Source organism: Bacteroides sp. L10-4, from assembly GCF_013373675.1.
GTDB classification, from domain to species: Bacteria; Bacteroidota; Bacteroidia; order Bacteroidales; family Bacteroidaceae; genus Bacteroides; species Bacteroides muris.
Window position 1 is genome coordinate 1 of the sequence record NZ_JABXJH010000109.1, and the last position, 5,466, is coordinate 5,466.

The 5,466-nt window shown below is 50.0% G+C and carries 2 tRNA genes, 3 rRNA genes and 1 pseudogene; all 6 read right to left on the reverse strand.

Annotation, left to right across the window (positions count from 1 at the left end):
- Positions 1–46: 46 nt before the first annotated feature.
- Positions 47–157: ribosomal RNA gene (gene rrf / locus HU824_RS19010) — 5S ribosomal RNA — on the reverse strand.
- 73 nt (positions 158–230) lie between these two features.
- A 23S ribosomal RNA gene (locus tag HU824_RS19015) occupies positions 231–3,108 on the reverse strand.
- Positions 3,109–3,222: 114 nt separating this feature from the next.
- Positions 3,223–3,296 (reverse strand) — tRNA-Ala (locus HU824_RS19020).
- A gap of 86 nt (positions 3,297–3,382) precedes the next feature.
- A tRNA-Ile gene (locus HU824_RS19025) sits at positions 3,383–3,456 on the reverse strand.
- A gap of 138 nt (positions 3,457–3,594) precedes the next feature.
- Positions 3,595–5,121 (reverse strand): 16S ribosomal RNA (locus HU824_RS19030).
- Together the 16S, 23S and 5S rRNA genes with 2 tRNA genes alongside form the textbook arrangement of a ribosomal RNA operon.
- A gap of 17 nt (positions 5,122–5,138) precedes the next feature.
- A pseudogene (locus HU824_RS19565) lies at positions 5,139–5,466 on the reverse strand (hypothetical protein); the annotation flags it as partial.

The following is a 5,466-nucleotide window of genomic DNA, read 5'->3' on the forward strand; positions in this document are numbered from 1 at the left end:
AAAAGCAAAAGCCCCCTCGTCATTTCTGACTCGGGGGCTTCCTCTAAAACGGCGACTACCTACTCTCCCACTGTTACGCAGTACCATCGGCGTGACCGGGCTTAACTTCTCTGTTCGGAATGGGAAGAGGTGGAACCCCGGTGCTGTAGTCACCTGAATAAGGCAGACATGATGCGAAAAAAGTAAAAGCTTCATTAGCGGCTGAACGTATATACCTCCATACGAGGCAGGACAAGAAGTGAACGGGCAATTAGTAATGCTCGGCTATGACATCGCTGCCTTTACACCTGCATCCTATCAACGTCGTAGTCTACGACGACCCTGAGAAATCTAATCTTGTGGCTGGCTTCGTACTTAGATGCTTTCAGCACTTATCCAATCCCGACTTAGATACCCGGCAATGCACCTGGCGGCACAACCGGCAAACCAGAGGTCAGTCCAACACGGTCCTCTCGTACTAGTGTCAGAGCCACGCAAATTTCATACGCCCACGATAGATAGAGACCGAACTGTCTCACGACGTTCTGAACCCAGCTCGCGTGCCACTTTAATGGGCGAACAGCCCAACCCTTGGGACCTTCTCCAGCCCCAGGATGTGACGAGCCGACATCGAGGTGCCAAACCCCTCCGTCGATATGAGCTCTTGGGAGGGATCAGCCTGTTATCCCCGGAGTACCTTTTATCCTTTGAGCGATGTCCTTTCCATACAGAAACACCGGATCACTATGCTCTAGTTTCCTACCTGATCGACTTGTGAGTCTCCCAGTCAAGCGCCCTTATGCCATTACACTCTGCCGACGGTTACCAATCGTCGTGAGGGCACCTTTAGAAGCCTCCGTTACGCTTTTGGAGGCGACCACCCCAGTCAAACTACCCACCAAACAGTGTCCCCGAAAAAACGGGTTAGAACTCAAATAATCAAAGGGCCGTATTTCAACAGCGGCTCCACAAATACTGGCGTACCTGATTCAAAGCCTCCGGCCTATCCTACACATCAATTACCCAAATTCAATGTTAAGCTATAGTAAAGGTTCACGGGGTCTTTTCGTCCCATCGCGGGTAATCGGCATCTTCACCGATACTACAATTTCACTGAGCTCACGGTTGAGACAGCGTCCAGATCATTACACCATTCGTGCAGGTCGGAACTTACCCGACAAGGAATTTCGCTACCTTAGGACCGTTATAGTTACGGCCGCCGTTTACTGGGGCTTCAATTCAACGCTTCTCTTGCGATGACGTCTCCTCTTAACCTTCCAGCACCGGGCAGGTGTCAGGCTGTATACTTCATCTTTCAATTTCGCACAGCCCTGTGTTTTTGTTAAACAGTTGCCTGGACCTATTCTCTGCGCCTCAATCGCTTGAGGACCCTTTATCCCGAAGTTACAGGGTCAGTTTGCCTAGTTCCTTAACCGTGAATCACTCAAGCGCCTTAGTATATTCAACCCGACTACGTGTGTCCGTTTGCGGTACGGGTACCGTGAGGATTATGTTTAGCGGATTTTCTTGGAAGTATGATTACGCGCGCTATTGGATTGTTCAGAAGAACGCTCCATACTATCAGGTTCGACTCTTGTCCCGGATTTGCCTGGGACAATCGGCATCTACACCCTTCAACGGACTATTCCGTCAGTCCGCGGCGCTGTCACGACTCCGTCTCCACGTCACTCCACAAGGTAGTACCGGAATATTAACCGGTTCTGCCATCGGCCTCGCCGTTCGGCTGAGCCTTAGGACCCGACTTACCCTGATCCGATTAGCGTTGATCAGGAAACCTTAGTCTTTCGGCGAGGGGGTTTCCCACCCCCTTTATCGTTACTTATACCTACATTTGCTTTTCCACACGCTCCAGCAGGGCTCACGCCCAACCTTCGACGCAGAGTGGAATGCTCCCCTACCGATGATTTCTCATCCCAAAGCTTCGGTAGAATGCTTATGCCCGATTATTATCCACGCCAAACTCCTCGACTAGTGAGCTGTTACGCACTCTTTAAATGAATGGCTGCTTCCAAGCCAACATCCTAGCTGTCTTAGCAATCTGACTTCGTTAGTTCAACTTAGCATTCATTTCGGGACCTTAGCTGTTGGTCCGGATTGTTCTCCTTTAGGACATGGACCTTAGCACCCATGCCCTCACTCCTGACATAGAACTGGCACGCATTCGGAGTTTGTCAAGACTTGATAGGCGGTGAAGCCCTCGCATCTTATCAGTCGCTCTACCTCATGCCAGTATAAGTCAAGGCTGCACCTAAATGCATTTCGGGGAGTACGAGCTATCTCCAAGTTTGATTAGCCTTTCACCCCCACCCTCAGGTCATCCGGAAGCTTTTCAACGCTTATCGGTTCGGTCCTCCAGACAGTGTTACCTGTCCTTCAACCTGCCCAAGGGTAGATCACTTGGTTTCGCGTCTACTCCTTCCGACTATACGCCCTGTTCAGACTCGCTTTCGCTTCGGATACGGATCTGAAATCCTTAACCTCGCCGGAAAAAGTAACTCGTAGGTTCATTATGCAAAAGGCACGCCGTCACACTTAAAGTGCTCCGACCGCTTGTAGGCACATGGTTTCAGGAACTATTTCACTCTTCTGTTCGAAGTGCTTTTCACCTTTCCTTCACAGTACTGGTTCACTATCGGTCTCTCGGGAGTATTTAGCCTTACCGGATGGTCCCGGCAGATTCACGCAGAATTCCTCGTGCTCCGCGCTACTCAGGATACCACTAGGCTTAAGCCGGCTTCGCGTACGCAGCTGTCATGCTCTATGGCTGTACTTTCCAGAACATTCCGCTCACCGACTGTCTTGCCAAAACGTGGTCCTACAACCCCACACATGCCGTAACACGGGTGGTTTGGGCTGTTCCCCGTTCGCTCGCCACTACTGGGGGAATCATTATTTATTTTCTTTTCCTGCAGGTACTAAGATGTTTCAGTTCCCTGCGTTAGCCTCCCGCATTGCGGGATGGTACCTCTTCAAGGTACCGGGTTGTCCCATTCGGAAATCCGCGGATCAAAGGTCATTTGCACCTACCCGCAGCTTATCGCAGCTTATCACGTCCTTCATCGCCTCCGAGAGCCAAGGCATCCGCCATGTGCCCTTACTTACTTTTTGTCTTACCGATCACGTATGGTCGATATATACTTTCAGCTTTAACTTTACTTTTTTTTGGTCACATCATGTCAAAGATCGTCTCAAGAATCCGGAAAAACATCCGGAACTGATAAGTGGAGAATAACGGATTCGAACCGTTGACCCCCTGCGTGCAAAGCAGGTGCTCTAGCCAGCTGAGCTAATCCCCCAAACGGAAAGAACTATGTCGCGTCTTAAAAAATCGATACAAAACAAAGTATCATGAAAAGACCGCGGACAACATCCGTCATTCGAGTAGTCCCAGGCAGAGTTGAACTGCCGACCTCTACATTATCAGTGTAGCGCTCTAACCAACTGAGCTATAGGACTGTCAGTCAAACCCTCGCCTTACGGCTCGGCTTCTTCTTTCTCTTATGTTAATAAACAAGTACGGCAGTACAAGAGGTTCTTATGGAAGCAAGACTTCAAGAACCGAAATCGTCTCTTAATCTCGAAACGTCACTCCAGAAAGGAGGTGTTCCAGCCGCACCTTCCGGTACGGCTACCTTGTTACGACTTAGCCCCAATCACCAGTTTTACCCTAGGGCGCTCCTCGCGGTTACGCACTTCAGGTACCCCCGGCTTTCATGGCTTGACGGGCGGTGTGTACAAGGCCCGGGAACGTATTCACCGCGCCGTGGCTGATGCGCGATTACTAGCGAATCCAGCTTCATGGAGTCGGGTTGCAGACTCCAATCCGAACTGAGAGAGGATTTAGGGATTAGCCTCACGTCGCCGTGTAGCTGCCTTCTGTACCCCCCATTGTAACACGTGTGTAGCCCCGGACGTAAGGGCCGTGCTGATTTGACGTCATCCCCGCCTTCCTCGCATCTTACGACGGCAGTCCCGACAGAGTCCCCAGCACCACCTGATGGTAACTATCGGTAAGGGTTGCGCTCGTTATGGCACTTAAGCCGACACCTCACGGCACGAGCTGACGACAACCATGCAGCACCTTCACAAATGCCTTGCGGCCGGCATGTCTCCACGCCGTTCATTTGCAATTCAAGCCCGGGTAAGGTTCCTCGCGTATCATCGAATTAAACCACATGTTCCTCCGCTTGTGCGGGCCCCCGTCAATTCCTTTGAGTTTCACCGTTGCCGGCGTACTCCCCAGGTGGAATACTTAACGCTTTCGCTTGGCCGCTTACTGTATATCGCAAACAGCGAGTATTCATCGTTTACTGTGTGGACTACCAGGGTATCTAATCCTGTTTGATACCCACACTTTCGAGCATCAGCGTCAGTTACAGTCCAGCAGGCTGCCTTCGCAATCGGAGTTCTTCGTGATATCTAAGCATTTCACCGCTACACCACGAATTCCGCCTACCTCTACTGTACTCAAGGATGCCAGTATCAACTGCAATTTTACGGTTGAGCCGCAAACTTTCACAACTGACTTAACAACCCGCCTACGCTCCCTTTAAACCCAATAAATCCGGATAACGCTCGAATCCTCCGTATTACCGCGGCTGCTGGCACGGAGTTAGCCGATCCTTATTCATAAGGTACATGCAAAGCAGTATACATACTGCACTTTATTCCCATATAAAAGAAGTTTACAACCCATAGGGCAGTCATCCTTCACGCTACTTGGCTGGTTCAGGCTAGCGCCCATTGACCAATATTCCTCACTGCTGCCTCCCGTAGGAGTTTGGACCGTGTCTCAGTTCCAATGTGGGGGACCTTCCTCTCAGAACCCCTATCCATCGATGCCTTGGTGGGCCGTTACCCCGCCAACAAGCTAATGGAACGCATCCCCATCGATGACCGAAATTCTTTAATAGTTCTACCATGCGGAAGAACTATGCCATCGGGTATTAATCTTTCTTTCGAAAGGCTATCCCCGAGTCATCGGCAGGTTGGATACGTGTTACTCACCCGTGCGCCGGTCGCCATCAAACTTAGCAAGCTAAGTTCATGCTGCCCCTCGACTTGCATGTGTTAAGCCTGTAGCTAGCGTTCATCCTGAGCCAGGATCAAACTCTTCATTGTAAAAGTATCTTTGAGATTCATGACGCGGAAACTAAAACCAAACCCCATAAGGAATAAGATAAAAGGCCCGGACACGAATACGTCTTTGCTCTGTTCAGGACGCTCGAATTTAAAAGTTTATCGATACCTGTCATGGACAGATATTGACGGTTCTTTTGTTTTACCCAAGACCAACCCCCGTTGCCGGGAAGCGGCCTTGCTCTTGTACTACTTGTATTGTTTATGTAAATCTGTTCAAAGATCGCTGTCTTAACTGCGATGCTGTTCCTTTCAGAAAGCGGGTGCAAAGGTAAGAACTTCAAAGCATAACTTCCAAATTTTTCCGGAAGTTTTTTTTTCTTTCTT